Origin of the sequence: Paenibacillus praedii, assembly GCF_049725345.1 — a bacterium.
Taxonomy (GTDB): domain Bacteria; phylum Bacillota; class Bacilli; order Paenibacillales; family Paenibacillaceae; genus Pristimantibacillus.
Genome location: NZ_JBMWAM010000007.1, coordinates 29,159 through 54,763, shown reverse-complemented (window position 1 = coordinate 54,763; position 25,605 = coordinate 29,159). Strand labels below are relative to the sequence as shown.

The 25,605-nt window shown below is 49.1% G+C and carries 24 protein-coding genes; 4 read left to right on the top strand and 20 right to left on the bottom strand.

The annotated features are described in order from the left end of the window. Nucleotides 1-151 precede the first annotated feature (151 nt). From fur to ACO9K6_RS08645, 11 genes are all read right to left on the bottom strand, one after another. Nucleotides 152-631 (bottom strand): ferric iron uptake transcriptional regulator, encoded by a 480-nt coding sequence (gene fur / locus ACO9K6_RS08695; protein ID WP_424767161.1) that lies wholly within the window; start codon nucleotides 629-631, stop codon nucleotides 152-154. A 150-nt stretch (nucleotides 632-781) separates the two neighbouring features. Further along, nucleotides 782-1,564, bottom strand: coding sequence for an SDR family NAD(P)-dependent oxidoreductase (locus ACO9K6_RS08690; RefSeq protein WP_424767160.1), 783 nt, complete (start codon nucleotides 1,562-1,564; stop codon nucleotides 782-784). Between the two features lie 20 nt (nucleotides 1,565-1,584). Continuing rightward, nucleotides 1,585-1,995, bottom strand: a complete 411-nt coding sequence (locus ACO9K6_RS08685) for a hypothetical protein (protein WP_424767159.1) — start codon at nucleotides 1,993-1,995, stop codon at nucleotides 1,585-1,587. A 271-nt stretch (nucleotides 1,996-2,266) separates the two neighbouring features. Next, the gene (locus ACO9K6_RS08680; RefSeq protein WP_424767158.1) at nucleotides 2,267-4,345 is read right to left on the bottom strand and encodes a transglycosylase domain-containing protein; all 2,079 of its coding nucleotides are present in this window, start codon (nucleotides 4,343-4,345) and stop codon (nucleotides 2,267-2,269) included. A 189-nt stretch (nucleotides 4,346-4,534) separates the two neighbouring features. Then, nucleotides 4,535-5,134 (bottom strand): NAD(P)H:quinone oxidoreductase, encoded by a 600-nt coding sequence (gene wrbA / locus ACO9K6_RS08675; protein ID WP_424767157.1) that lies wholly within the window; start codon nucleotides 5,132-5,134, stop codon nucleotides 4,535-4,537. Between the two features lie 414 nt (nucleotides 5,135-5,548). Next, nucleotides 5,549-6,619, bottom strand: coding sequence for a sulfate ABC transporter substrate-binding protein (locus ACO9K6_RS08670; RefSeq protein ID WP_424767156.1), 1,071 nt, complete (start codon nucleotides 6,617-6,619; stop codon nucleotides 5,549-5,551). A 34-nt stretch (nucleotides 6,620-6,653) separates the two neighbouring features. Beyond that, nucleotides 6,654-7,718 carry a sulfate/molybdate ABC transporter ATP-binding protein gene (locus ACO9K6_RS08665; RefSeq protein WP_424767155.1) on the bottom strand — a complete coding sequence of 355 codons (1,065 nt, stop codon included), beginning with the start codon at nucleotides 7,716-7,718 and terminating at the stop codon, nucleotides 6,654-6,656. 3 nt (nucleotides 7,719-7,721) lie between these two features. Further along, entirely contained in the window at nucleotides 7,722-8,519 is a 798-nt protein-coding gene (locus ACO9K6_RS08660) for a sulfate ABC transporter permease (protein ID WP_424767303.1), read from the bottom strand. Beyond that, nucleotides 8,519-9,334 (bottom strand): sulfate ABC transporter permease subunit CysT, encoded by an 816-nt coding sequence (gene cysT / locus ACO9K6_RS08655; protein WP_424767154.1) that lies wholly within the window; start codon nucleotides 9,332-9,334, stop codon nucleotides 8,519-8,521. The genes ACO9K6_RS08660 and cysT overlap by 1 nt, the downstream gene beginning before the upstream one ends. Nucleotides 9,335-9,569: 235 nt before the next feature. Further along, nucleotides 9,570-10,202, bottom strand: a complete 633-nt coding sequence (locus ACO9K6_RS08650; protein WP_424767302.1) for a YigZ family protein — start codon at nucleotides 10,200-10,202, stop codon at nucleotides 9,570-9,572. Between the two features lie 39 nt (nucleotides 10,203-10,241). Next, a complete protein-coding gene (locus ACO9K6_RS08645; protein ID WP_424767153.1) occupies nucleotides 10,242-11,591 on the bottom strand; it encodes a glucose-6-phosphate isomerase in 1,350 nt (449 codons plus the stop codon). Between the two features lie 191 nt (nucleotides 11,592-11,782). Here ACO9K6_RS08645 and ACO9K6_RS08640 point away from each other — a divergent pair, with 191 nt between their 5' ends. Beyond that, entirely contained in the window at nucleotides 11,783-12,676 is an 894-nt protein-coding gene (locus ACO9K6_RS08640) for an NAD(P)-dependent oxidoreductase (protein ID WP_424767152.1), read from the top strand. Between the two features lie 64 nt (nucleotides 12,677-12,740). Here the strand turns inward: ACO9K6_RS08640 and ACO9K6_RS08635 are convergent, their stop codons facing one another. From ACO9K6_RS08635 to ACO9K6_RS08615, 5 genes are all read right to left on the bottom strand, one after another. After that, nucleotides 12,741-13,292 (bottom strand): DUF420 domain-containing protein, encoded by a 552-nt coding sequence (locus ACO9K6_RS08635; RefSeq protein WP_424767151.1) that lies wholly within the window; start codon nucleotides 13,290-13,292, stop codon nucleotides 12,741-12,743. A 208-nt stretch (nucleotides 13,293-13,500) separates the two neighbouring features. Beyond that, nucleotides 13,501-13,818, bottom strand: coding sequence for a pyrimidine/purine nucleoside phosphorylase (ppnP, locus tag ACO9K6_RS08630; protein WP_424767150.1), 318 nt, complete (start codon nucleotides 13,816-13,818; stop codon nucleotides 13,501-13,503). 53 nt (nucleotides 13,819-13,871) lie between these two features. Next, complete coding sequence (gene tkt / locus ACO9K6_RS08625; RefSeq protein ID WP_424767149.1) at nucleotides 13,872-15,890, bottom strand: transketolase; 2,019 nt, start codon at nucleotides 15,888-15,890, stop codon at nucleotides 13,872-13,874. Between the two features lie 182 nt (nucleotides 15,891-16,072). After that, entirely contained in the window at nucleotides 16,073-16,975 is a 903-nt protein-coding gene (gene purU / locus ACO9K6_RS08620; RefSeq protein WP_424767148.1) for a formyltetrahydrofolate deformylase, read from the bottom strand. A 61-nt stretch (nucleotides 16,976-17,036) separates the two neighbouring features. Then, the gene (locus ACO9K6_RS08615; RefSeq protein ID WP_424767147.1) at nucleotides 17,037-18,167 is read right to left on the bottom strand and encodes a deoxyribonuclease IV; all 1,131 of its coding nucleotides are present in this window, start codon (nucleotides 18,165-18,167) and stop codon (nucleotides 17,037-17,039) included. Nucleotides 18,168-18,268: 101 nt separating this feature from the next. Here ACO9K6_RS08615 and ACO9K6_RS08610 point away from each other — a divergent pair, with 101 nt between their 5' ends. The 3 genes from ACO9K6_RS08610 to ACO9K6_RS08600 all read left to right on the top strand — a co-directional run bounded on the left by ACO9K6_RS08610 (nucleotide 18,269) and on the right by ACO9K6_RS08600 (nucleotide 20,261). Beyond that, nucleotides 18,269-18,706: a DUF2621 domain-containing protein gene (locus ACO9K6_RS08610; RefSeq protein WP_424767146.1), complete on the top strand. Its 438-nt coding sequence runs from the start codon at nucleotides 18,269-18,271 to the stop codon at nucleotides 18,704-18,706. Between the two features lie 125 nt (nucleotides 18,707-18,831). Continuing rightward, a complete protein-coding gene (locus ACO9K6_RS08605; RefSeq protein ID WP_424767145.1) occupies nucleotides 18,832-19,317 on the top strand; it encodes a hypothetical protein in 486 nt (161 codons plus the stop codon). A 41-nt stretch (nucleotides 19,318-19,358) separates the two neighbouring features. Next, the gene (locus ACO9K6_RS08600) at nucleotides 19,359-20,261 is read left to right on the top strand and encodes a TIGR01777 family oxidoreductase (protein ID WP_424767144.1); all 903 of its coding nucleotides are present in this window, start codon (nucleotides 19,359-19,361) and stop codon (nucleotides 20,259-20,261) included. A gap of 36 nt (nucleotides 20,262-20,297) precedes the next feature. Here ACO9K6_RS08600 and ACO9K6_RS08595 read toward each other — a convergent pair whose 3' ends face one another. The 4 genes from ACO9K6_RS08595 to ACO9K6_RS08580 are packed head-to-tail and all read right to left on the bottom strand — an operon-like array spanning nucleotide 20,298 to nucleotide 25,602. Then, nucleotides 20,298-21,815: a DUF6382 domain-containing protein gene (locus ACO9K6_RS08595; RefSeq protein ID WP_424767143.1), complete on the bottom strand. Its 1,518-nt coding sequence runs from the start codon at nucleotides 21,813-21,815 to the stop codon at nucleotides 20,298-20,300. A gap of 32 nt (nucleotides 21,816-21,847) precedes the next feature. After that, nucleotides 21,848-22,402, bottom strand: coding sequence for an A24 family peptidase (locus ACO9K6_RS08590; RefSeq protein ID WP_424767142.1), 555 nt, complete (start codon nucleotides 22,400-22,402; stop codon nucleotides 21,848-21,850). Then, nucleotides 22,395-23,285 carry a hypothetical protein gene (locus ACO9K6_RS08585; RefSeq protein ID WP_424767141.1) on the bottom strand — a complete coding sequence of 297 codons (891 nt, stop codon included), beginning with the start codon at nucleotides 23,283-23,285 and terminating at the stop codon, nucleotides 22,395-22,397. The genes ACO9K6_RS08590 and ACO9K6_RS08585 overlap by 8 nt, the downstream gene beginning before the upstream one ends. A gap of 55 nt (nucleotides 23,286-23,340) precedes the next feature. Next, entirely contained in the window at nucleotides 23,341-25,602 is a 2,262-nt protein-coding gene (locus ACO9K6_RS08580) for a hypothetical protein (protein WP_424767140.1), read from the bottom strand. Nucleotides 25,603-25,605: the final 3 nt, after the last annotated feature.

Sequence of the window (25,605 nt, the reverse complement as noted above, 5' to 3'; positions counted from 1 at the left end):
TAGTCATAAAATAATATCGGAAATAGCTCCATCATTTTAAACACGCCGCTATTCATTAATGCAAAGATCACCTCCTGTAAACAAGCAAAGGGAGCCTATCCATCTAGCTGATGGATAGACTCCCTTTTATACCAATGGTTGAGCCCTGAAATCAGGACACCGCTTTACATTCTCTTTTGCAAGCGCCGCCGCTGCTGCACTGCTTGTAAGTACCCGTAAAATCCAAACGATGATCGGTTACTGTAAAGCCGTATTCGCGCTCAAGCCGCTGTTCGAGTTCAAACAGCCAATCCTCTTTAATTTCGTGCAGCGAGCCGCATTCATCGCATATTAAGTGGTGATGCATATGCTCGTGATCCTCACCGCGAAGGTCATAACGAGCCACACCGTCGCCGAAATTCATCTTTTGCACGATATTCAGATCGGCCAGAAGTTCAAGTGTACGATAGACGGTCGCGAGGCCGATCTCCGAAAACTTCATCTTCACAAGCATGAATACGCCCTCCGCGCTCAAATGATCCTGCTCGTTTTCAAGCAGCACCCGTAATATGATTCCACGCTGTGTCGTTAACTTGTATCCGCTTGCCATCATGTGACGATTAATTCGATCCATTTCCGCTGTGATGCTCATTATGCATAGATACCTCCCTTTATAACAAAGCCAATTACTTAAAGATAGCTGCCCAATTATGTAAAGGCTTTCTTTTAGAATAATTATAATCTAATGGTAGTATACTTTTGCGAATTAATCAAACACCATTTATTTATGAGGCATTTAACTCTATAGGACAGATGAAATCCCTCCGTCAATATTGACGGCCGTGCCCGTAACGAAGGAGGCAGCTTCGGAAACAAGAAAGCCAATCACATTCGCTGCTTCCTTTGCGTTCCCGATTCTGCCAAGCGGAATACCATGCTGCGGACTCTTCGCAAATTCCTCCCACGTGAGCTGCGGTGCCTTTGCCTGCCACATCCGTTCAATTTGAGCGCTTCGGATTAAACCAATGCAAACCGCATTCACGCGGATGCCGTCTGCGGCAAGATCCTTGCTCATCGCTTTCGTAAGCGCTAGTCCAGCCGCACGGCTGACCGAAGTAGGCAGCGATGAAGCGGATGGCGTCTTCCCTCCGATCGCCGTTACGTTGACGATAGCGCCTCCGCCAGCTTTGCGCATATGAGGGAGCGCCGCTCGCGCAAACTGTACAGCTCCGAGCAGCTTCAGATCCAGGTCTGCCGTCCAAGCCTCCTCTCCAACCGCCTCGAATGGCCGCGCGGCCGATGTACCCGCATTATTTACGAGTATGTCCAGCCTGCCGAAGTGTTCCACCGTTTCAGCCACAGCTCTTTGCGCTTCGCCATGAACGGATACGTCCGCACGAATAACCAAAGCCTCCTTGCCCGTCGTCTTCTTAATTTGCTCCGCAGCGCTTTTCAACGACTCGGGCTCTCTGGCAATAATCGCTACCTCTGCACCCTCTCCGGCAAGCAGCATCGCCGTAGCGAATCCAATCCCCTTGCTCCCTCCGGTGACGATCGCCACCTTATCCCTCAGTCCAAGCTCCATCTTATGCGCCTCCTCCAAGCTTATTTTTGCACCGTCTTAATAACCTTCTGCACTTCATCATGAATATTAATAGAGGAGTGATCTGGCAAATTAACAATAAATATGCCGCCAAAAACCTGCTCGGATTTTCCATTCCAGTCAAGTATCTTATTCTTCAATATTTTCAGCTCCAACGAATAAATGACCTCCTTGCTTAGCAGCCAGTTATATCTCTTAAAATTCGATTTTTTAATGGTTTCTATATAAATAGCAATATCCTTCATAGGCTTGACCTTAATGACATCCCCAAAGGTAACCTTTTCCGTAAAAACAGGATTTTCCTCAATTTTATACGTGTTCTCATCCAGTTGCGTGACATCCAGCACCTCAATCTCATTGCCTGCTGTGTCGAAGCTGAGATGTAATTGTATGTAATCGTTAATGTCCTTCATCCAGCCCACCCTCTATACTTCATTAAAATCAAGTTCTGCTTATTAACGAAGCTCTACATTAGAATAGGGCTCAATAACACCCCCTATCTCAACAGAATAACATATCTGCCCGCAATGCTAAAAGAAGACAAAAAAATAGAGGGACAAACCGTCGATCACGCAATGGTTCTTACATTCTGCTCCTGTTCCAGCTTGGGACGATAATCAACCGCTCCTCATGACAATAACCAGCCCATATGGGCTGGTTATTGTCATGAGAGCAGTTATACATCTAGTCGTTACCATCGTCATCGTTGTCGTCTCCCCGACCACGTTCTCTATCCTTTTCTCTCTTCTTCTGTTCTTTTTCCCATTTTTTTCTTTCTTTCTGATCTTTTTTCTCTTTTTTGCGGTCGCGTTTATCTTCCCGATCTTTCCAATCCTCGTCATCATTCCACCCATTGTCTTTCTTCTTGCTCGGAAGTAATTGAGGAGCAGCGGGGAACGGGATAACCGGCTCATCCTTCATCGCCTCATTCATGACAGCCTGGAAAATGACGGCTGCGGCCTTCGAGCTTGTCGTCAAATAGTGATCGCTATCGCTTTTGTCATAACCTAACCAAACCGCACTGACAAGCTGAGGCGTATAGCCGACAAACCAGTTATCCTTAGCGCCATAACCCGAGGTTCCTGACATTTGTGTCGTCCCGGACTTTCCTGCAAGCGGTCGCCCTGTCAGTTCAGCTGCCGTGCCGGTGCCTTCTTTAATAACGCCTTCAAGCATCGCAGTCATCGTATGAGCGATTGAAGGCTCCGTCACCTGTTCTCCGGCTGAACCCTGAAATTCAGCCAGAACGGTACCATCGGCCAATTCAATCCGAGTGATCGTATGCGCATCTATCTTGATTCCATTGTTGGCAAAGACACCATAAGCCTCGGCCATATGCAGCGGCGATACGCCTTCATGAAGTCCGCCTAAAGCAAGACCTAACGTCCGGTCTTCAGCTGTTAAAGGAATACCGAAGCGCCCTGCAGCCTCCATCCCTTTATCGATGCCGATTTCATTAAGCAGTGTTACTGCTGGTATATTATAAGAGTTTATGAGTGCTTCGTAGATCGATACTTCTCCGTGAAAACGACCGTCAGCGTTACGCGGCTCGTAGCCGTTTATATTTATCGGCTCATCCATCAGCTCATCCGAAGGCTGATAGCCTTGCTCCAGCGCAGGCGTATAGACCGCAATTGGTTTAATCGTTGAGCCCGGCTGCCGCTTCAGCTGCGTCGCACGATTAAAGCCTCGGAATGGCTGCTCTCCCCTTCCTCCTACAAGCGCCCTTATGCCTCCGTCGCGTGGGTCGACCAGCACCGTACCGCTTTGTATAAGCTGATCCGCCGCACTTTGCGGGAACAGCGATTCCTGCGTATAAACCTGCTCAACCGCTTGCTGTATTTTAGTATCGAGCGCGGTATAGATTCGCAGACCTCCCTGCAGCACTTCATTTTCCGATAATCCATATTGGGTGATAGCCTCGCGAATGATTTCGTCTACGTAATAAGGATAGAGAATATCATCAACTCGATTAGGCCTCGCACTAAGCAGCTTTATCGGCTCTTTTACAGCCGCAGTATACTGATTCGCGCTAATCAGAGTCTGCTCCAGCATAAGACGCAGAACAACATCTCGCCGTTCCTTCGCTTGCTCTGCATGCTTATAAGGCGTCATCGCCGAAGGAGCCTTAATAATGCCCGCAAGCAGGGCGGCTTCGGCTATCGTAAGCTCGCTGGCCTGCTTGCCGAAATAGGTGTAAGCAGCTCTCTTGATTCCCCAAGCTCCCTCGCCGTAATAGATCTGGTTCAAATACATCTCCATAATTTCCTGCTTGCTGTAGCTTTCTTCGATTTTCTTTGCCAGCAGCACTTCATCCCATTTTCTTGAAATGGTTCTTTCATGCGACAGGAAGACGTTTTTGGCAAGCTGCTGCGTTATTGTACTTCCTCCTTGGACAGTTCCGCCTGCCGTAACATTGGTTACAAGCGCTCGGCTAATCGCCCGTAAATCCATGCCGTCATGCTCGAAGAAACGTTTATCCTCAACAGCGACAACGGCATCAATCATATGCTGCGGAATATCTTTATATCCGATTCCTTCAATTTTATTGAAGGAAATGCGAGTTGCCTCCTTCCCTTCCCGGTCATACAAGATCGTCGCAGCCGGAAGCGGCATGCTCAACTGAGCGACATCCTGCGCATTGACCATCATCCGGAAGGTCCCCCAGCCGCCCAGCAGCGTCACGACAAGCATTGCCGCGACAAAAATGATCAAGTGCTTTACATTTATTTTTCTTAGCTTAAATCGTTTATTTTTTTTCATATCCGTTCCCCCATGATCCATCCTGTTTCTTTTTTATATACATTCGCAGCTGGATGCCATTTTCAGTACGTTTAGCTCATCTCAGCAGCTTCCCAACCAAAAAAATGCCAGAAGGCATGAACCTGCTTCCTAGCATTATTTGGACTTATTTATCAATAACGAAACATGAAGTTAAAAATAGCGATGTGTTTATCTATGCAGCAGCTCTGCAACATCGAGAAGTCGTTTCGTTTGCACCTTCACGCCTTCCAATACAGCAGTGTCAAAGTTGCCGTTCTCATCGACGGTCGCGCTTGTGTCGGAAGGATTGCCGCCCGACTTGAATAATACAGAGTCTGTATAACCAGGGGTAACAACAATGGCCCCCCAGTGGTAGAACGTTGTATAAAGCGACAGGATCGTCGCTTCTTGTCCGCCATGCGGATTTAGCGTAGAGGTGAACGCCGAGACGACCTTGTTCTCCAGCTTTCCTTTACTCCACAAGCCGCCGGTCGTATCAATGAATTGGCGAAGCTGCGAAGCTGCATTGCCAAAGCGCGTCGGCGTTCCGAATAATATGGCATCGGACCATTCCAGATCGTCAGGAGTCGCAATCGGAACCTCTACCGTAGCTTCCAAGTGCTCCTTCCAAGCCGTGTTAGAGGCTACAACCTCCTCGGGAGCAAGCTCCGCCACCCGAAACAGCTTTACCTCAGCTCCTTGCTTCTGTGCAGCCTCCTTAGCAGCTAACGCCAGCTTATAGTTCGTGCCCGTAGAGCTATAATAGACAATCGCTATTTTCACAGTCATACATTCTCCTCCTCACAGCTTCAAGGTCCATAAGATCATCATGTTTGTATGGACTAACTATTACCCGTAATCAGGGAATATTAAACAAACAGAGGTTCGACTATACGATTGCGATTTTCTGATTGCAGCGAAATGTTTCAATGCAATATTACCGGGGTAATAATAGTCAACTAATCCATAAAGGGGAGTGTTCAATATGACAACGCAAAACAGAAATGTTGAGATCGAAGAACGCCACGTGGAGAAAAAATCCGATTCCAGTATGGTAGCTTCTACATTCATCAAATATGCTGCATATCTCGTTATATTCTTTGGTGCCTTATACTTCTTAGTGCGCTACGTCTTCCCGATGTTTTGAAAAATAAGGTAAAAAGAAAGCTCCTTGGGTTTTTACCCAGGGAGCTTTTTGACATGCTATAAATCCGCCAGCACCTGATACCAAATGCCCTTCTTTGAATACAAGCTCGCCTTAACCTCCGGCCAGCCTCCTAAATAAGAGATATCAAACAGCCCCTCCGGCACTTGATAACGGTCCGCAGTGTCAGCCGCCACTTTCTCATTTACCGCGCGGAAGCCATGCTCGACGAACAAACGCTGCGCTTCTTCCGTATGCAGGTAAGCTATGAATGCTTCCGCCACCTTACGCGTTCCGTGCTTGTCGGCATTCTTATCGACGACGGCGGCCGGATTCTCGATCAATATCGTGTTCTTCGGAATGACGATATGATATTCGACGCCCTTCTTAATGCGGGCCAGCAGCTCGTTTTCGTACGTTACGATGACATCGCCGACGCCGTATTCGAATGCGGCCATGGAGGCGCGTCCACTTTTGTCGAGCGATTCTACATTGGCGTGAATCGCCTTCAGAAAGTTTTTGGCATAGTCAGGGTCCTTAGTGCCAGTCTCCTCCTCGGATTTCTTAAGTCCCGCGCCATAGATTGCATTAATATCCCATTGTGCTCCGCCAGAGGTTTTCGGATTCGGATAAAGCACCTTAACGCCCTCTCGTGCCAAATCCTCCCAATCCTTCACTCCAAGCGGATTGCCCGCACGTGTCCCTATCACAACAAGCGAGCTTGTTATAAAGCCTTTATTTTTCTGAGCCTTCCAATCATGCGTGATAAAGCCGGCATCAGCTATTTTATCCAGGTCGCCCTCCATCGCAAGAATGGCTACATCTGCTTCGAAGCCGCCTGCAATCGCACGTGCTTGCGTGCCTGAAGCCTCATAGGATTCCTGGAATGTAACCTTCTGACCGGTTTCCTTCAGCCAATAGGCTTGAAATTCGGGCAGCAGTTCGGCAAAAGCGTCCTTCACAACCGAATAGGCACCGATGACAAGCGTCACATCGCCGTCCTGTACGGTAGAATCAGCGCCCTCTTCTTTTGTCTGCGAAGACTTGCCGCAACCCGCCGCGGTAAGCAGCAGCACTGCCGTAAGCAGCAGCACGAGCACGCGCTGGCCTGTTACTCGATTTATTCTCATGTTCGCACACAACTCTTTTCAGGATTTATATATTTTAAATGTGAATAGGCATCGGATCGACCTTCAGCTTGTTTTCCTCAATCCAGCTTTCATTGTCGTTGAACAAATAAGCACGGTGAACAAGCACGCTCACCTGATCACCAGGATGGAGCACTTCCTTCTCCAATGAACGATAGGTAATCAGCTTCGTATCGCCGACCAGCAGCTCAACCATCCACTCGCTGCCGCGGAAATGCAGATGCTTCACTTTTCCTGGAAGCGTAGCGGAAGCCAGCTTGATTTCACCCGGTTTGCCGATTTCAATATATTCCGGTCGAATAAGCGCTTTGGTACCTGGACGACTTGCCGCATCCTCGAAGCCTTTAAGCGCCGCAATGTTATCCACGATCGTAGACTCGCCGATAAAGCTAGCCACGAACGGGGTTTGCGGATTTTTATAAATATCCCAAGGACTACCCTTCTGCTCCAGCTTGCCCTTACTGATAATCATAATCTCATCAGCCACCTCGATCGCTTCCTCTTGGTCATGCGTAACGAAGATCGATGTAATGCCTACACGCTCGATCATTTCCTTCAGCCAGGTGCGAAGCTCGGTCCGAATCTTCGCATCGATTGCAGCGAATGGCTCATCGAGCAGCAGCAGCTGCGGCTCTGGCGCAAGCGCTCTTGCGAAGGCAACACGCTGGCGCTGTCCGCCGGATAGCTGATGCGCATAGCGGTGCTCGAAGCCTTTAAGCCCCGTAAGCTCTACCAGGTACATAACCCGTTCGCGAATCTGTTCCTTCGAATGCTTCTTAACCTTCAAGCCGAAAGCAATGTTATCATAAACGGTCATATGCTTGAACAACGCATAATTCTGAAAGACGAAGCCAATTCCACGCTCTTGAGGCGGGAGATCATTCACTCGTTTTCCATGGAACAAAATATCTCCCGAGGTCGGCGTTTCGAGACCTGCCAGCATCCGAAGAATAGACGTCTTACCGCCGCCGCTCGGACCGAGCAGGCCGATTAAATGACCCTTCTCGATCTCAAAGCTTACATCCCTAACCGCATGAAAGTCACCAAAGCTTTTATCTAAATTCCGCACTTCTATATGCATGGCTTAATGCACTTCCTTTCGCTTTTTCGCCCATTCCATAAGAAGCAGCAGTCCCACGGAAAATGCCGCAAGGACAAGCGCTATTCCGTTGGCGGCGACGACATTGAAATTCTCGACATCCTGATAAACGAGCGTAGTAGCGGTTTGCGTTTTATTCATTATGTTACCGGAGACGACGAGCACGGCACCGAATTCACCAAGCGAGCGAGCTACCGTCAGAACGACGCCATAGATGACACCCCAACGGATCGACGGCCACGTTACCTTCCAGAATGTATACCACGGGTAAGCGCCGAGCGTGGAGGCCGCTTCCTCCTGCTGCGCCCCGATCTCCTGAAGCACTGGCATTACCTCCCGCACCATGAGCGGGAACGTCACGAACAAGGTCGCGAGGATCATCCCCGGCAGCGCGTATACGATCTTGAAGCCCGCATCCTCGAACAAAGCCCCAATAACCGTGTTAGGTCCAAGAATAAGAACAATCATAAGACCGCCGATAACAGGCGACACCGCGAACGGCAAATCAACCAGGCTGTTCAGCAGCCGCTTCATCCGGCGTCCGATCCATTCGGCGCGAACAAGATACATCGCAAGCATGATGCCGAATACCGTGTTTAGCGCGGTAACGACAACGACTATAATTCCTGTCATCATCAGCGCGTGCAGTGACTGAGGTCGCGTAATGGCTTCAACAAAGCCGTCAACGCCGTCTGCCCACGAGCCGGTAAAAATCTTAATGAGCGGTGCAATAAGCAGCAAAGCGAATACAACGTAAGTTAAAGTAATCCACAATCGTCTCATCATTGGTCCGTCCTCCTAGCTTGAATGAGGTTAACGGTCCATAAAATAAGAAACGATAGCGTTAGCAGCATAACGGACACAGCCGCCGCTCCTTGCGGATTGCTGCTCTCGATTTCTCCAAAAATATACACCGATGCAATTAACGTTTTACCTGGGATATTGCCCGCAACCAGCACCACTGCCCCGAATTCCGCGAGACCGCGTGAGAATGCAAGCATCGCACCACTCAAAATACCAGGGAGCATCGTTGGAAAGATTACGCTGAAAAATGTCTTCGTGCGCGTAGCGCCTAGTGTATAAGCTGCCTCTTCCTCTGATTTGTCCATCTCCTCAAGCAACGGTTGAATCGCCCGAATAACAAAAGGGAATGTCACGAATAGCATCGCTATGACGATTGCCGGCTCGTGGAATACAATCTCGATGCCAAACTTTTCTGCCAAATTGCCTACAAAGCTATTAGGACCAAGCAGCAGTAAAATCATAAGACCGCCTACCGCGGTAGGCAAAGCGAACGGCAGATCAACCAGACTGTTAAGCAGTCTGCGCCCAGGGAAGTGATAGCGTATTAACACCCAGCCGATCATCGTCCCGAGAAACATATTGATTAGCGTTGCAATAACCGCTAATTTCACTGTAAGCAGTACGGCTTTCCAAGCCAGAGGATCAGAGACGCTTCCCCAGAATGGGGTCCAGCCCAGCGAAAATGATTGCGTATAAATGCCAACGATGGGTAATACGATAAGAATGATAAAATAAAGCATAATCGTGCTGCGGAAGCCGAAGCTCCACCCTTTTCCGCGAAACAATGCATTCACTGTGACTTAACCTCCAGACCATCGGCTCGTGCCGTAGGTATAACAAAGCGAGTAATGACATAATTCCTATTAAGTTACTAGGTATTAATAATGTAGCATCCCAATACAGATTACGTCAATGCTAATTTTAGAAATTTTGATCGAATCGATAGTCTATTCTTATACATATTTTACGACCGGTTTCCTTATGTACAAAAAAGAAAGGAGATCAGCTCAGCGCTGATGCTCCTCCTCCTTATTCACCTTCAATATAATAGAGGCTCTCACCCTCTGTAATAACAGCCTGTCCTTGCGTCAGATCGGTCATCCACGCGATAAATGTCTCTGCCTCAAGAGCTTCAGGCAAGCAGCGCACAATGACGCGATCTGTGAAATCGGTGCCGCCAACGCGCGTCCCTCTGCTGTGCAGCTCATTCTCCAGCTTTCCGTACCACGTATAATCGACATCTACGAAAACCTCGCGATGCAGCACATTGACGATTTCATCAGCTGCTTCAATGCCCGCAACCGCCCCATCCGTATAAGCACGAACAAGACCGCCAGCCCCAAGCATGATACCGCCAAAATACCGTGTGACAACGACGGCGACGTTTTTCAGCCCCTTATTCTTAATAACCTCAAGAATCGGCTTGCCCGCCGTACCGCTCGGCTCTCCGTCATCGGATGCCTTCTGGAACTGATCCCTCTCCCCGACCATATAAGCCGAACAATTATGGGTGGCTTGCTTGTGCAGCTGCCTGATCTCCTGGATGAAAGCAACCGCTTCCTCCTCCGTCTCCACAGGCTTCGCATGGCCGATGAAACGAGATTTCTTGATAACAACCTCTGCGCTCGCCTGCTGTCTGACCGTTGAATATTTATCGAGCATCATAGGCTTCTACTCCCGTATACCGTTCGAGCCGGTTGATTACAGTCTTGCTTCCAGCTCGGCTTTTTCCTTCTCGAAGCCCGGCTTGCCAAGCAGCGCGAACATATTTTTCTTGTAAGCCTCTACGCCTGGCTGGTCGAATGGATTAACGCCAAGCAGGTAGCCGCTGATTCCGCAGGCCTTCTCGAAGAAATAGACGAGGTAACCAAAAGAGTAAGGCGTCATGTCGGCAATGTTTACGATTAGGTTCGGTACTTGTCCGTCCGTATGCGCAAGCAGTGTTCCTTCGAATGCTTTCTTGTTTACAAAGTCCATCGTTTTGCCTGTCAGGAAGTTCAGTCCGTCCAGATCCGCAGCATCGTGCTCGATCGTAATTTGTTCAGCTACTTCCTTCACTTGAATGACCGTTTCAAAAATATTGCGGTTACCCTCCTGGATGAACTGACCCATCGAATGAAGATCTGTCGAAAAATCAACCGCGGCTGGGAATATGCCTTTGTAATCCTTGCCTTCGCTCTCGCCGAACAGCTGCTTCCACCACTCTGATACAAAATGCAGCGAAGGCTCGTAGTTCACGAGAATTTCGGTTGCCTTGCCTTTACGATACAATGCGTTGCGCGCAGCCGCATATTGGTATGCTTCGTTCTCCGCGAGGTTAGGGTTACTGTACTCCTTAGCAGCGTCAGCCGCACCCTGCATCATCGCTTCGATGTCGATGCCTGCAGCCGCAATCGGAAGCAACCCTACAGCCGTAAGCACGGAATACCGTCCGCCTACGTCATCAGGAATAACGAACGACTCGTAGCCTTCTTCTGTGGATAGCTTCTTCAAAGCACCTTTTTCTTTATCCGTTGTTGCATAAATGCGTTTGCGGGCTTCTTCCTTACCGTATTTCTTCTCAAGCGCTGCACGGAAAATGCGGAAGGCAATGGCAGGCTCAGTCGTCGTGCCGGATTTCGAAATCACGTTGATCGACCAATCACGGCCTTCAATCAACTGCAGCAAATGCGTTACGTAGTTGGAGCTGATGTTGTTGCCTGCGAAAAGGATTTGTGGCGTTTTGCGCTCTTCCTTCGGCAAAATATTATAGAATGAATGCGACAGCATTTCGATCGCCGCGCGTGCGCCAAGATAGGAGCCTCCGATGCCAATCACGATCAGCACCTCAGAATCCGATTTAATCTTGTTTGCAGCCTTCTGAATGCGCGCAAATTCTTCTTTATCGTAATTAGTCGGAAGGTCAATCCAGCCCAGGTAGTCCGAGCCTGCTCCCGTTCCATTATGTAATTGCTCATGCGCGAGGCGAACCGAATCCGTCAAATAATCGATCTCGTGTTGGCCGACAAATGTCAACGCCTTGCTGTAGTCAAACTTAACCGTTTTGCTCATTGAACGAAAAACCTCCTAAAAGTTTTGTGAAGCAAAACCCGCTTCGTAAGCATACGTTTTTATAACGTTTTTCAACTTAGCATCTACAATATCGGATTTGCATTATAAATACAAGCAGCGAAACCATGAAAACTTGATGAAAAATCTGTATAATCTAAATAAAAAAACATTTTGGAGCGGAGGATATAATCATGAAAAAAATCGGATTTATTGGTTTAGGCGTGATGGGGATCGGAATGGCTGCTAATTTACTGAACAAGGGCTTCGAGGTTACCGTCTATAATCGGACACCCGGCAAAACCGAGCACTTGCTGAGATTAGGGGCCAAGGAGGCTGCAAGCCCAGCAGCCTCTGCGCAGGCCTCTGATGTTGTCATCACGATGATTAGCAATGATACGGCTATCCGCGAGGTCTATTGGGGAGAGAACGGGATTTTTGCAGGAGCCCGCAGCGGGCACATCCTTATTGATAGCAGCACGATATCGGAATCGCTTGCGAAGGAGCTCGCAGCTGAGACTGAATCCATTGGCGCTTCATTCCTTGATGCTCCCGTAACCGGCAGCAAGCCTGCAGCCGAAGCCGGGACGCTTGTATTCATGGTTGGCGGCTCAGTTGAAACGATTGGCGCCGTAGAAGACATCTTACTTGCTATGGGACGCAAAGTTATTCCGATGGGTCCCAACGGCAGCGGTTCAATCGCAAAGCTGGCGCATAATACAATCGTCGGTATTAACGTAGTGGCGCTCGCTGAGGGCATGGCTATTGCTTCTAGCGGCGGAATCGACGGCAGCGCGTTCCTTGAGCTCGTACAGTCCGGCGGAGCGGCAAGCAAAGCGGCTGAGATGAAGGGGCCGAAATTACTGGACAGCAATTATGAGGTGCAGTTCTCCCTCGAGCTTATGCTGAAAGATTTGAGGCTTGCCTCTGTCCTATCGGACAGCATGCATGTGCCAACGCCGCTGCTGGAAGCGACCAAAAGCCAATTCCAAGTCGGTCACGCGATGGGACTCGACGAGCTGGATATGTGCAGCGTTGGCCAGGCCTACGAGCAATGGATCGGCCGCAAGCTGAGCGGCAAAAAGTAGCAATCGAAAAGGGGTGCCCCAAAAGGTCTGAACTGACCTAAGGGACACCCCTTCACTCATTTACTCAATAATAAGGCGAAATCATCAGGTAAACGACAACGCCTGTAAGGCTGACATACAGCCAGATCGGCATCGTCCATCTTGCGATTTTGCGATGCTTCTCGACCTTCATTTGCAGTCCTCTCACAACCGACATTAACGCAAGCGGCACCACCACGATTGCGAGTACGATGTGCGTAAGCAAAACAAAGAAATAGATGGAACGAAGAAATCCCTCGCCGCCATATTTGGTTGACTCCGTCAAATAATGGTACGTCACATACGAAATGAGGAAAAAAGTCGTAGACGTAAAGGCTAATCCGATGAAAATTCGATGCATCCGTACGTTCTTCTTCAAAATTGCGAATAAAGCGACGAGCAGCGTTATGAACGTAAAGGAGTTGAAGATCGCATTCAACATCGGAAGAATCGCAACATCGAAGCCAACCTCTCCGTCATAGGCAGGCAAAAAGAACAAAACCGTAATGATCCCTACCAGCACAACCGTTAAAAGCGCCACCAGCGGCGCAAAATTTCTCTCCTTCAAGCATACAACCTCCAGACAAATTGTATTCATGGGCTCTAGCATAATATGAGCTTACATCAAGCATCCTTCTTCTAACCTTATCCGATTTGCCCACTTGAATGCAATTTGTTTTGAGGTGCATTTGTCACGAAATATCGAATTCTGTCCATTCCGGATTGTGCTGCAAAAAAGAGGCCTTTCCGCTGGCGAGCTAACGCCGGTGCGGAAAGGCCTCTTTCCTAAGAAATTATCGCTATGATTACTCGTAAATATACGAGCAGCAGTAGTCTGTCACTTCAGCAACCTGAAGCTTGAATTTCGTGTTCGCAGGCACTTGGAATTCGCCTTCTCCTTGGATATGCAGCCACTCTGTTTCACCAGGCAGCAGCACCTTCAAGTCGCCGGCCAAAATTTCCATGATCTCGAGACAGTCCGTTCCAAACTCATAGTCGCCCGGCAGCATAATGCCGAGTGTTTTTTTCGTGCCGTCCGCGAATACAACAGCGCGGCTTGTTACTTTGCCGTCAAAGTAGATATTCGCCTTCTTGACGACTGTTACATTTTCGAATTGAGACATTGGTGTTCGCAATCTCCTTTATATATCGAATGCTAAGGCTGGCCTTGGCGTGATTACAGCAAAGCCTTTACTTTGCTAACCACATTCTCAACCGTAAAGCCGTACTCTTTGATTACACGGTCGCCAGGCGCAGATGCTCCAAAACGGTCGATGGCTAGTATGTCGCCTTGATCTCCTGTGTAACGCTCCCAGCCGAATGGATGTGCCATTTCGATCGCCAGACGCGCTTTTACCTCTGGAAGAATGACGGAGTTTTTGTATTCCTTCGATTGCTTCTCGAACAGATCCCAGCTTGGCATGCTGATGACACGAACTTGAATGCCCTCTTCAGCAAGAGCCTTCTGAGCCGCTACCGCCAATTGAACCTCGGAGCCTGTCGCCAAAATTTGCGCTTGCGGTTTGCCGTTCGCAGCATCGGATACTACATAAGCACCGCGACGAAGGTTCTCGTGAACGTTGTTTACTGTACCTTCAAGGATCGGAAGGTTCTGACGAGTCAGAACAAGTGCAACCGGGTTGCCCGTGTTCTCGACCGCATAAGCCCATGCAGCCGACGTTTCGTTGCCGTCAGCCGGACGAATGACCGTCAGGTCAGGGATGATGCGGATTGAAGCCAACTGCTCGATTGGCTCATGCGTAGGACCGTCTTCGCCTACAGCTATACTATCATGCGTCAATACGTATACAACCGGCAGCTTCATCAAAGCGGCAAGACGTACAGCAGGACGAAGATAATCTGTAAATACGAAGAATGTACCGCCGAATACTTTCAGACCGCTGTGAAGCGCAATACCGTTCATCGCTGCAGCCATTCCGAATTCACGAACGCCGAAGTAAATGTTGCGGCCGTCGTAGCTGCCTGGCTTGAATTGCGTCAAGCCTTTCAGATGAGTCATAGTCGAGCTTTCAAGGTCAGCAGAGCCCCCAACAAGGTTAGGCACGTTTTTCGCAAGTCCGTTAAGGGCGTTACCGGAAGCTACGCGAGTCGATACCGCATTGTCTGCTGTCGTATACTTCGGAAGGTCAGCATCCCAGCCCTCTGGTAATGCGCCGGAGATCGCAACCTCGAATTGTGCTGCAAGCTCAGGATAAGCTTCTTTATATGCCGCAAAGCTAGCATCCCACTGCGCATTGGCTTGCTCGCCGCTGCTTTTCACTTCTGCGAAATGAGCGCGAACTTCATCAGGAACGTGGAATTGGTGGTCTTCCGACCAGCCGTAGGCTTGCTTCGTCAATTTGGTTTCTTCAACGCCTAGCGGAGAACCGTGAGGACCCGCGTGACCGCCTTTACCGCCTTTGTTCGGGCTGCCGTAGCCGATGACTGTTTTCACTTCGATCAAAGTCGGTTTGGACAAATCTGCTTGCGCTTCAGCAACGGCTTTGGACAATGCTCCGAGGTCGTTTCCGTCCTCTACGCGCAGTACCTGCCAGCCGTAGCCTTCAAAACGTTTTTGAACGCTTTCGGAGTACGAAAGGTTTAGCTCGCCGTCCAGGGAGATATCGTTGGAATCATATAGGACCACCAATTTGCCTAGGCCAAGGTGACCTGCGAAGGAAGCAGCCTCGTGAGAGATGCCTTCCATCAAGTCGCCATCACCGCAAACCGAGTAGGTAAAGTGATTAATAATATCGTGGCCTTCTTTATTATAAGTAGCCGAGAGCTGTGCTTCTGCTATCGCCATGCCTACTGCCATCGCGATACCTTGTCCGAGCGGACCAGTTGTAGCATCTACGCCAGCCGTATGACCGAACTCAGGGTGACCCGGTGTAAGGGAGCCCCATTGACGGAAATTTTGCAGCTCTTCCAGCGGTAAATCATAGCCGGAAAGGTGAAGCAGGCTGTATAGCAGCATCGAGCCGTGACCTGCCGATAGTACGAAGCGATCGCGGTTAATCCAAGTTGGATTAGCTGGGTTGTGCTTCATGTTTTTTGCAAATAGCTGATATCCCATCGGGGCAGCGCCCATTGGCATACCAGGGTGACCTGATTTTGCTTTCTCAATCGCGTCGATCGCAAGCGTACGGATCGTATCGATCGAAAGCTGTTCAATCGTTTTTTGTGTAACCGTCATTCCAATTTCCTCCTATAATCTAGTCTCATCTAATTTGTATCGTTACATGGTTTCTCAATAACGATACAGCATCATACCAGTACGCAATAACTTTGAATATTGTATCACTCTGACTGCTTGTTTTCCAACCTAAAAATTTAGGTTTTTGCATAATGTATATAGAATGTTGCATAAAAATTCACTCAGTTGAACACGACCGTCTTGTTCTGATGTACGATAACGCGATCCTCAATATGCCATTTCACGGCGCGCGCAAGGACGACTCGTTCTATCGTACGTCCAATGCGTTTCAAATCATCGACATTATCGCGATGGCTGACTCGCTGCACATCCTGCTCGATAATCGGCCCGCCATCAAGCTCCTCCGTAACATAGTGCGCAGTAGCGCCAATTATTTTCACGCCGCGGGTGTAGGCCTGCGCATACGGCTTGCCTCCAACAAAGGCCGGAAGAAAGGAGTGGTGAATATTAATGATCCGGTTCGGAAATAGCTCGATGAACTTTGGTGAGATGATCTGCATATAACGAGCCAGAACGATAATATCTGCTTTGTCCGCAACAATTTCCATCTGCTTGCGCTCCGCTTCAGCCTTCGTGCTTGCCGTCACCGGAATATGATGATACGGAATGCCGAACGACTCAACCAGCTCGCGCATATCCGGATGATTGCTGATAACCATTGAGATATCGGCATCCAGGTCTCCAGCCTTCCACTGCCATAGAAGCTCAAGCAAGCAATGGTCCTCCTTGGAAACGAACACCGCAAGGCGCTTTTTGCGGCTCGCACGAAACGTATGCCACTTCATATCGAAACGGTCAGCTACTCTGGCAAAATCCTCTACCAGCACCGGAAGCTCCTTATCCATGTCATTCAGGTCAAATTCAAAGCGGATAAAAAACATTCCGCCTTCTGGATCCATCGTATACTGATCCGATTGCACGATATTAGCACCGTGCTCGTACAAAAAATGAGATACCGCCGCCACGATACCAGGACGATCCGGACAAGAAATGAGCATGCGCGCACGGCCGCTCTTTCCTTCGGATAGCTTTAATTGATCAAGCGGATTGGATTGAGATGACATGAAATTCAAACTTCCTTTCACTTCTGTTTAAATAAAATTTATAGCTGCTGAGCTGCTCATTTTAAGCGTTCAACAATAGCTGTTTGCCGGCAAACCATGCCGTAATACGCTGATTGATTTGCTCCTCGGTCAGCAAGGAAGGAAAAACTTCGGCCGCAGCCACAAGATCGTAGAGACGCTCCATTGGCTCGCGCGGATCAGCTTTTTTGGCCTTTGCGTCGGATTTGAGCAAATCCCAGGTGGACAGAACAAACATTCTAGGATCAATCTCCTGTTTTCCGAAGAAATGATGGAGACGCTCCACATCCTCGAAGAAAGGCTCGCCGAAGCGATGCATCGCGTTGCCGCTTAACAAAGCGATTTCCGCTTCATACATCGGGCGCTCCGTTTTATCCTCTTTGCCGATCCACGGAGTCTCCAGAATAAATGGCCGTCCTTGCAGTCCTTCATGATGAACGATTCTTTGAATCGCATCGTGCCCGAGCCAGCCCGCTCCAATTGGCGCATGACGGTCCTTGCCTGCTCCGCGTGAATTTTTGCTGTCATTCACGTGAACAACCGCGACGCGATCAAGTCCGACAATACGGTCAAACTCAGCAAGAACACCGTCAAGGTCATCAATTAAATCATATCCCGCATCGTGCATATGACAGGTGTCCATACACACTGTCAAACGCTCGTTATCTTGTACTTTGTCTATAATGGCAGCAATCTCCTGAAAGCTGCGACCGATTTCTGTCCCTTTGCCCGCCATCGTTTCCAGCGCGATGTTAACCTTCGTTTCTTTCGTGCCTGCAAGCACTTCGTTCAGACCCTCCGCAATGCGAGCTATGCCGTACTCGGCATCCTTGTCCGTATAAGCGCCGGGGTGCAGGACAATATTACGAACACCGATATAATCCGTCCGGCGAATTTCCTCCTGCAGAAAAGACACCGCAAGCTCGAATGTGTCCGGCTTATATGAGCCTAAATTAACGATATAAGGAGCATGCACAACAATCTCATTGATTCCTGCCTGCTCCATTAGCGCTTTGCCTTCTTCAATATATAGCGAGTCGATCGGCTTCCGCCTTGTATTCTGCGGTGCGCCGGTGTAAATCATGAACGTGCTTGAGCCGTATGATACAGCTTCCTGAGCAGCAGTCTGCAGCCCTTTGTCCGAAAATGATACGTGGGAACCTATTTTTAACATTTAATTAACGCCCCTTTCGGTTGATCAAACCTTATTTTACAAGGAATGTCGAAATAAATCTAGGAATACGGTATAATTCATAATTGAGGTGAAGGATACGTATGGAATTTGCGCCGGATTGGTTCATGTATTTTATCGTTTTTTGGGCAATTGTCATGGTTGGCGCCATGTCCATTGGCGGTTTCTTTATGTTTCGAAAATTTCTTAAGGTGCTTCCGATGCGGGACGGCAAGTCCAAGCTCGATTGGCAAAATTACTGGGTAGAACGCAGCCGCAGCATGTGGAGTGATGATTCTAAAGCTTTGCTCGATGAGCTTGTGTCTCCGGTGCCAAACGCTTTTCGCGATATAGCTAAACATTCCATCGCCGCCAAGATCGGACAGGTGGCCATTGAGCACGGCGCTAAGACCGTCACACGCGAGCATTGCATTGAAGGTTACATACGCGCTACTCCAAAACGCGATTACCGCAGCCTGGTTACCTTCTTGGATCGTAAAGGAATTGATTACAGTCCGTATAAGCATTTGCTGAACAAATGAGCTTAAGCCGCATGCGGCTTAGGCTCTTTTATGTATTGCTTCGGGGTATTCGTTTTTGGACAAACATAAAATTGTAACCTTTTGAGTTTCTATTTCGTTATTAATTGCAGGAGGTGGTTCTTTTGATGAACTCATCGAAGAGAAGAAAAAGCAAAAAAACAGTAGCAGCAGGAGTCATTCTTCTCACTGTTATGCTTGCAGCATCCGCATGCGGAAACACTAACAACGCAGCGAATCCAGGAAATGAACAGCCGGGAACCGTGACCGAGGGTCCGGTCGTCGATTTGCCTAACAAAAGCGGGTTAATTGATCCTGAGGTTCCAGCGCCTGAACCAACCGAAGATACTAACCAAAATGGTGGCGAGCAAGAGCCAGTCACGAATCCGGTCTTATCCGGTGAAGGGACTTACATTGGCTTGATGGACTCGCACTCTATAGAAATTGAGACTGCAGACGGACCAATGCCTTTTCAAGTAACTGATGACCTTATGGGAGCCTTGGAAGCTTTGCCGGAAAATGCGAAGGTTAAATACGAGTATACGGAAAAAGCGATCGAGGGCGAAACCGATATGAAGCAGAACTGGTTATCCAAGATCGAAGAAATCAAGTAGTGTATGATGGAGTAGAGTCTATTTGAAGGGACGCGAGTCGAATGCGGGTTGCGATTGCTGGCGGGACAGGCTTTATCGGAAGGGCGCTGACAAAAGCCTTAATAGCTAGAAATGATGAGATCTGGATAATCTCAAGAAAAAGCTCGAGTGAGCCGCAGCACTATGCCGGCCAGCATCATGCAACCTGGGAAGAAATTGCGGAAAAGCCGTCTATACTCGATGGAATTGACGCGATCATCAATCTGACTGGGGAATCCATCAATCAGCGCTGGACCGATGCTGCCAAGCAGCGCATTTTGGAATCAAGACAGTCGGCTGCAGCTCGTATCGCCACCCTTTATCAGGCGCTGAATGACAAGCCCAAAGTCGTGATCAACGCATCCGGCATATCGGCTTATGGCATATCCGCGAATCGTACGTTTGACGAATCAAGTCCGACTGCGATTACCGACTTTTTGTCGGAGGTTGTTCAGAAGTGGGAGATCGCTGCAGATGCTATTCCTGCAAGACGGCTCGTCAAGCTACGTGTAGGTGTCGTCCTTCATAAGAAGGACGGCGCTTTTCCGTTGATGGCTATGCCTTATCGCTTGTTCGGCGGCGGCAAAATCGGCAGCGGCAAGCAATGGCTCTCCTGGATTCATCTCGAAGACATGGTTCGGCTTATTATCTTCTGCTTGGATAATGACCAGATTCGCGGTCCTGTAAACGGCTGCGCTCCTGACCCTGTAACTAATGATGCATTCGGACGAGCAATCGGCAAGGCGATGGGAAGACCGCATTGGTTTCCCGTTCCGGCTTTTGTGATGAAAACCTTGTTTGGCGAAATGTCTACTCTGCTTCTCGACGGACAACGAGCCATGCCGGCCAAAGCGCTTGAGCATGGCTTTGCCTTCCGGTACCCAACCGTAGATAGCGCCATGCAGGAGCTTGTCGGGCGCAGGTAGTCTGCTCCGACTCTCTAAGCAAGTCCTTGTACAGTATCAGTTAGACCTCAACTCGTAGGAAGGACCATTTATCCCTGCTAAATGAATTATGTCACCGACTGCAAGCGTATATCCCTTATATGGAATCATCACTTGTCCATTTAGCAGGCTTCCATTTTTCGATCCCAGATCCTTCGCTTTATGCTCTCCATTCCTATATTCAATTTCAAGATGAATGCGTGAGACCCCGTTTGCTTCCTCGACATAGCTTACTTGCTCACCCGTTCTGCCAATTTTGAAGCATAAGTCGGTTAGCTCGACTCTCGTATCGTGTCCCTCCCACCTTCTATCCAACCATTTCACCTGCTTCGCCTCCGTCTCATTTGCATGCTGACGACCAAGCAGTACAGTCGGTTCAATAATTGGCTGCTGCGGCTTCGCAGCTATCCCATACAACGGCTCTGCAAAAGGATCCAAAGCTCCTCCTTCGGTATTTTTTTTGGGGGGACGCTCTTCACGCACAGCCAGCTCCTCCCTCCAATCATCCAGCTTGCGAAGAGGGCTGGGGCCCTGTACAAGCGGCTCATTCTCAAACTGCGCTTCAACGATGGATGCCTGCTGAGGCGTGTTTTTTCTCCACACCAATATGGAAGCAGTAAGAAACAGCAAGGTTATGCCTGCGCTTATCAGCAGACTATGCCGAGTTAAGGCTTCAAAATAAATAAACCGCCACACGCAAGCTGCCGCGACGACTAGTCCAGATGTAAAAATCCATTTTCTTTTCTTATCTTGCTCCTCATCTTCCTGCTCATCGATATAAGGAATATTGTCGGAATGGTTCACTAGGCTCTTATTCCCAAAAGAAATTCGCTGCTCCTGCTGCATGTATGGTTGTGGAGATGAACTGGCATCAACAAGACCTACAGGATGCTCCCGTCGAACTGCCCATCGCTCTTCTGGATCCGCCTGCCGGATAGACTCCGCATCCGTCAGAGAATGATTTTGCTGTCCAATTAAATCCAGCAATACGGAACGCAGTTCTGTAAGCGGCCATTTCGTCCCGGACATCGTCTGAAGCACGCGCTTTAACCCCTCTCCATCGATATCCTCAATATAGGAAGTGAAGCGTACGACCAGAAACAGCAGCTCACTCGCACCATTTGATTGTCCTGCTCTGCTTTCCTTCATCGGAACATAAGCAAGCCGTATATCATGCAGCTGCTCGCCAATAAATATAAACTGATCATCCAGCAGACAGCCTTCCGGACGAAGCATATAGTGCTTGCACTCATGGAGCGCATCCGTTAAGCCTAAGATCAGCATGTAATATTGCTCCATCGTAAGCGGCTGCTGCTGCAGACGGTGCAATAGCATTTTTGTGCCTGTGAGCATATATCGAAACGAGACTTGGCCATCCAATTCGAGCCAGTCCACCGGCAATAAATAAGGTATACGCTGACTGTACAGCATATTGAGCTCTATTTCATCTAAATCTGCCCTTGCAATACCAGTGTCTCGGTCCAATGTCATTTCGTGTCCGTGATTCATCGTAAAATCAATGCGATAGCTTTGCATACTGCTCGCCTCCCATTTTCTATTCGTAAATATTAATAGAGCATTGTCCATACTGTAATTACTGCCGGCGCAACCGCCAGCATAAACGGAAACCGCTTCCCCGACTCTGCCCATTTTAACCATTGGCTCTTTCTCCAGCCTGACGCGGGAACGAGGAGCGAAGCCGTCTCGGCTGCAACCTTCCTGCCGTATGAGCGATTAATCAGAATAAGACCTATACCAATTAAGCCTGCATACAAAATTGAGTACAGCGTCACTTGGAGCACAAGTCCTGCTCCAGTCCAAGCGCCAATCGCGCCAAATAGCTTAACATCCCCAGCTCCAATTCCTTTGGCCAGATGAAGCAGCAGCAATGGAACAAACCCGGCCGCAGCACCTGCTGCCGCCGTAATGAGCCCCGTCATCCCGTTCATTACAAAATCGTATAGTAAAGCAGCGACAAAGAAGCTAACCGTAAGTCGATTTGGTATGATTTGCGTTCTCACATCTGTTATAAATGCTCCAATAAATAAACTAGCTAATGCAGCTGTTTGAATAAAATCCATAATTATCCCCTCTCTGCCCGTCTCCGCCTGCCGACTATTCACTCCTGCTCCTCTTCTGAACTGCAAAATGCATCGATACCTGATTGTCTCGCTTCTCAGCCTCTGAGGCTGTAAGCTTCCATGTCCCAGGCGTCGTATTGCCCGACACAAGCCATGTCCACTGCACATATCCGTTCTCATCGGCAATGGCTTTACCAAGATGCCTCGCTCGGCTTGATCCGCTTTTGTAAATCACATCAAGCGAGATCGCAGCGTCTGGATTCGTCTTTACGATAACCGTTGCTTTTCGTCCAGGACGAAGCGGTATAGGCTCTATGCCTATAATTTGCAGCGGAAGCACTTCGGAATTTCCGTTTTCAGCCCCATACCTTGCTGGCGCTGCATCGCTTATCCATACCCGCTCCAAGGCTTGCTCCTTTAAAACAATAGGTTTGCGGTAAAAAGGCAGCATTAACGGAAACTCATATTCGACCGCTATCGCTAAGTACGGCTCACGGTTCTTCTCCAAATCAGGCAGCGTCAGCAGCTCCAAATGCAAACGCTCTGGAGATATAATCGCTTTGTCTGCAAAATCACGCAGCATAGGCTCAACGACAGAGCGGCCAACCTCTGTCGCAGCCATATTTTGCAGCGGACTGAAATCACCCCGAAGCGCGGAGGCTACAATCGTTCCAGCTGGTGATGGCAGCCATTCCGCAGCATCGGCTGCAACATCGCTCCACGACGCCAGTTTGTCAGTTGGCAGAAGCGGCGAGTTAGGTAAAGGATTGACGCCACCAGCCTGCTGCCAAGCCAATTCAGCAGGATGAATATGCGCAGCGATTTGCTTGACCGTCTGTGAGGCTGTTGAATGAAGAGCCATTTGCACCGCACATAACCTCACAAGCATGACAAATACGAGGAGTACAATAATAACTAATGGCATGACCAAGGCCGCCTCAACTACGATTGAGCCTTGCTCATTGGTATCGCTTCGACTTTCAGTATGACCAGCCAATCGTTTGTGTTGTTTCATAGCGATTGCCGACGACCTTTCCCTCCAATAGTCCAAAACGTCCTAATACTCGCATAAGACCGGGCAAAAACCACAGCTGCAAAGAGATCTGCGCTTCTCCGGTTACTCCGCTTGGTACGGCTGACAACGCTGCTCCGCTGTTCTGCTCAATAACCGCAATCATACGGGCCAGCCTAGCTCCTTCATCCGCACTGTGCATGAGCATAAATAATCGTAAATAGTCGGTATAGGAAAGCTCAGCACGTACATATTTAGACAAAGGGGCCGAGCCCCGCTCTGTAAATGCGAGTAAATCCTCGATCGTCTTCTCCAAGCCGTAAATAAGCGCCGCTGACAAAATAAGCAGTGGATGACCAAGCGAACGGCTTTCAATAAGTCCTTCCATCGTTCGAATGGCTAGACGGGTCGCAAACAACTCCCCATAAGCGGCCGCTATATTGCCAACTGGATTATGAAAGCCATAAATGATGTATTCTGCTTCCTGGTTATTGAAGGCCAAAGCATGGGAAAGCTCCGTTACCTCCCCTTCCGTCAGCATGGCGCGCAACTGCTGTGGAGCAAAGAATGAGTAGTGATGAATGACGTATTCGCCATAATAAAGAGCATCTCTTGTACGCTCGAGCATACCCGCTAGACCACTATATAAGCCGCTCATCATAGCAGAAGACTGGTCAGCGGCCTCATATGCATCCTTTGCTTGCTCATGCTGGCCGCGGCCAGCCTCCTCTTCAACGGACTGCTGATTGAACAACAAATTATCGTTATAGCTCAGCTCTACCTGCTTAAATAGCTCGACATGCTCCTCCATTTGCGGCAAAGTCGTCAAGCTGTGCAGCATTTCACGCGCCTGACTCCATAACGAGCCCGCCTTCTCCTCCTGCTGCTTCAGCTGCGCTTTAATAGGTCCGCCCTCAAGCATCTGCTTTCGATTCATGAGGACCGCAGCAGGTCGAATATATTTTTCCTCGTAAGCTCCATAGGCAAGGCGCAGGCTCGTTACTCCTTCAAGCAACGAATCTGCATTCATTCCAGTAATTGGTCTAGCCATTGAAGCTGAGCTATTGGACTGGAAGCTTCCCGCTTCCATATCAATCGCCGCTGCCGCAGCACCCTGCGCCTCCAGCTCCAGTCTGTATGAGGCAAACCAGCTATCAGGCAATAGGAGCTCATCAGCAGATTGTTTTACCTGCTCAAGCTTGGATAGCTCGCTTCCTGGTACCTGGTGCGGGTCCGCGCCTGCGACCCTGCTTCTTGCTACCGATTCGTAGCCTTCACTGATAGTGGTTTGATCGACTTGCTGAGCAAGCCGCTGCATGTCCTCATTAATCAATTGTGCCTCTTCCAGCTCCCTTAGAGCATCCCCATGCAATCGATCATGCTGTTTCTTCATATTCGCGCTCAATTGACGCAGCTCTATTACAACCGCTCTCGCTTTCTCTTCATAAGCGTCAATCTCATTCGTGTATATTGACTCTTCACCAATAGTCAGCGCCTGATCCTTCATTACCAGCGTAGCATAAGTGCTGTATTCGCTGGCGATAAGCAATGCTGTATCCTCACCCGCAGCCAGCGCCGTCGTCTGGACGGGAATGAGCGCAGCGACTCCGCTCCCGTCAATGACTGCTGCCGCCTGCTGCTGCAACTGAAGCGCGCGCGCAAAATGTGCCTCTCGCTTCTCATACTGCCTGCGCATACTCTCAAGCAGATGAAGCGTAATGGCCGATTCCTTCATCGCTCCCGCCAGCGGCATGAATTTCGATGCCAGCTCTAACGTAAAATCAACCGGCGCTTTATATTTCATCTCCTCCAGCACTTGTCTGGCGAATACATCATGGTCACCAAGAAAAGAAGCGCTGTGCAGCGCAGCAGCCTCTACCTTTGTACGTACCAGCTTCATCCCATTCTGGCTAGCCATTGGGATCCCTTCGAGATTAGCCTGCATCGCCTCCGCAAAGATCGACTGACCCTCCGTTCCTCCTCTGCCGAACAAGCCATATCGCTCATATAACGTAGAATCGTATGCGGACAAGACGGATCGAACGCTAGAGCGTAGAGCATCCTCCGTCAGCTTATGAAAGGCAGCAATGCGGGCATAATCGATAAGCAGCGAGAAAAATAACAGCAGCGAGGACAGTACGATGACCGCAAACAAAGTAACAGCTCCATCATCCTTCAGAAGGAGCCTCCTGCAGTGATGAAAATTATTAGTTCTATTGTCACTTCTCATCCT

What these genes read in the sequence shown, in the direction of transcription:
- fur (WP_424767161.1), bottom strand. Translation starts at nt 631, where the DNA reads ATGAGCATCACAGCGGAAATGGATCGAATTAATCGTCACATGATGGCA.
- ACO9K6_RS08690 (WP_424767160.1), bottom strand. Translation starts at nt 1,564, where the DNA reads ATGGAGCTTGGACTGAGGGATAAGGTGGCGATCGTCACCGGAGGGAGC.
- ACO9K6_RS08685 (WP_424767159.1), bottom strand. Translation starts at nt 1,995, where the DNA reads ATGAAGGACATTAACGATTACATACAATTACATCTCAGCTTCGACACA.
- ACO9K6_RS08680 (WP_424767158.1), bottom strand. Translation starts at nt 4,345, where the DNA reads ATGAAAAAAAATAAACGATTTAAGCTAAGAAAAATAAATGTAAAGCAC.
- wrbA (WP_424767157.1), bottom strand. Translation starts at nt 5,134, where the DNA reads ATGACTGTGAAAATAGCGATTGTCTATTATAGCTCTACGGGCACGAAC.
- ACO9K6_RS08670 (WP_424767156.1), bottom strand. Translation starts at nt 6,619, where the DNA reads ATGAGAATAAATCGAGTAACAGGCCAGCGCGTGCTCGTGCTGCTGCTT.
- ACO9K6_RS08665 (WP_424767155.1), bottom strand. Translation starts at nt 7,718, where the DNA reads ATGCATATAGAAGTGCGGAATTTAGATAAAAGCTTTGGTGACTTTCAT.
- ACO9K6_RS08660 (WP_424767303.1), bottom strand. Translation starts at nt 8,519, where the DNA reads ATGAGACGATTGTGGATTACTTTAACTTACGTTGTATTCGCTTTGCTG.
- ACO9K6_RS08650 (WP_424767302.1), bottom strand. Translation starts at nt 10,202, where the DNA reads ATGCTCGATAAATATTCAACGGTCAGACAGCAGGCGAGCGCAGAGGTT.
- ACO9K6_RS08645 (WP_424767153.1), bottom strand. Translation starts at nt 11,591, where the DNA reads ATGAGCAAAACGGTTAAGTTTGACTACAGCAAGGCGTTGACATTTGTC.
- ACO9K6_RS08640 (WP_424767152.1), top strand. Translation starts at nt 11,783, where the DNA reads ATGAAAAAAATCGGATTTATTGGTTTAGGCGTGATGGGGATCGGAATG.
- ACO9K6_RS08635 (WP_424767151.1), bottom strand. Translation starts at nt 13,292, where the DNA reads ATGAATACAATTTGTCTGGAGGTTGTATGCTTGAAGGAGAGAAATTTT.
- ppnP (WP_424767150.1), bottom strand. Translation starts at nt 13,818, where the DNA reads ATGTCTCAATTCGAAAATGTAACAGTCGTCAAGAAGGCGAATATCTAC.
- tkt (WP_424767149.1), bottom strand. Translation starts at nt 15,890, where the DNA reads ATGACGGTTACACAAAAAACGATTGAACAGCTTTCGATCGATACGATC.
- purU (WP_424767148.1), bottom strand. Translation starts at nt 16,975, where the DNA reads ATGTCATCTCAATCCAATCCGCTTGATCAATTAAAGCTATCCGAAGGA.
- ACO9K6_RS08615 (WP_424767147.1), bottom strand. Translation starts at nt 18,167, where the DNA reads ATGTTAAAAATAGGTTCCCACGTATCATTTTCGGACAAAGGGCTGCAG.
- ACO9K6_RS08610 (WP_424767146.1), top strand. Translation starts at nt 18,269, where the DNA reads ATGGAATTTGCGCCGGATTGGTTCATGTATTTTATCGTTTTTTGGGCA.
- ACO9K6_RS08605 (WP_424767145.1), top strand. Translation starts at nt 18,832, where the DNA reads ATGAACTCATCGAAGAGAAGAAAAAGCAAAAAAACAGTAGCAGCAGGA.
- ACO9K6_RS08600 (WP_424767144.1), top strand. Translation starts at nt 19,359, where the DNA reads ATGCGGGTTGCGATTGCTGGCGGGACAGGCTTTATCGGAAGGGCGCTG.
- ACO9K6_RS08595 (WP_424767143.1), bottom strand. Translation starts at nt 21,815, where the DNA reads ATGCAAAGCTATCGCATTGATTTTACGATGAATCACGGACACGAAATG.
- ACO9K6_RS08585 (WP_424767141.1), bottom strand. Translation starts at nt 23,285, where the DNA reads ATGCCATTAGTTATTATTGTACTCCTCGTATTTGTCATGCTTGTGAGG.
- ACO9K6_RS08580 (WP_424767140.1), bottom strand. Translation starts at nt 25,602, where the DNA reads ATGAGAAGTGACAATAGAACTAATAATTTTCATCACTGCAGGAGGCTC.